The organism is Mesorhizobium sp. M7A.F.Ca.US.002.01.1.1, from assembly GCF_004022955.1.
In the GTDB taxonomy this organism is placed as follows: domain Bacteria; phylum Pseudomonadota; class Alphaproteobacteria; order Rhizobiales; family Rhizobiaceae; genus Mesorhizobium; species Mesorhizobium ciceri.
On sequence record NZ_RZQE01000976.1, the window covers coordinates 1 to 841 of the forward strand.

Annotated in this window: 1 protein-coding gene; it reads right to left on the minus strand. The window is 66.7% G+C overall.

The genetic code is table 11. The annotated features are described in order from the left end of the window. Positions 1-841 (minus strand): molybdopterin dinucleotide binding domain-containing protein (locus EN932_RS37175; RefSeq protein ID WP_281061584.1); only part of this gene is annotated, 841 nt, incomplete at both ends.

Below are 841 nucleotides of genomic sequence, written 5' to 3' on the forward strand. Positions count from 1 at the left end.
GGCAAAGGCAAGCTCGCCCCGCCAGCCGCCCTTGCACTTGGCCACGGCCCAGTAGGGCGCAGTATTAGGCTCCGGCCGCTGCCGAGCCACCGCAAAGCCAAAGGCCTTTGCCGCGAATTTCTCGATGCGGACGGCGACATGTTTCAGCGCCGGCTGACCGGAAATGGGATCGGTCAGCGGCGCGGTCAGCGTGTCGAGCCGGCCCTTTGCCGAGAACTGATCGGTCCAGTGCATCGGCGCAAACAGGCTGCCCTGGCGCTGGCGCGCCGTCACCAGCGCGCGCACCAGCACATCACCGCGCGGGCTGGAAACGCGCGCTATGTCGGCGTCACCGATGCCGAAGCGCTGCGCATCCGCCGGGTGGATCTCGACGAAGGGCTCGGCGATATGCTGCGACAAACGCGGGCTTTTCCCCGTCCGCGTCATGGTGTGCCAATGGTCGCGGATCCGGCCGGTGTTGAGGATCAGCGGATAATCGGGGCTGGTGCGGATTTCCGTGGTGGGACGGATGGCGATGAAGCGCGCCTTGCGGTCGGGTGTGAAGAAGTTGCCGTTGGCGAAGAAGCGAGCCTGGAGCCCAGTCGTGCCGACCCCTTCTGGCCAACCTCCAGCTTGAGCGCCCCCCTCTGGCCTGCCGGCCATCTCCCCCTCAAGGGGGGAGATTGGCAGCTTCGCCGACCGCTTTCGCTTTGCGACGTTGTGAATTGGCGAAGACGGCCATGACAGCCGATCTCCCCCCTTGAGGGGGAGATGGCCGGCAGGCCAGAGGGGGGCGCCTTGGCTCGGCGCTGGCCATTGGAACGGCTCAAGCGCCTCATATCCCTCCCCATCAACCCCGGCA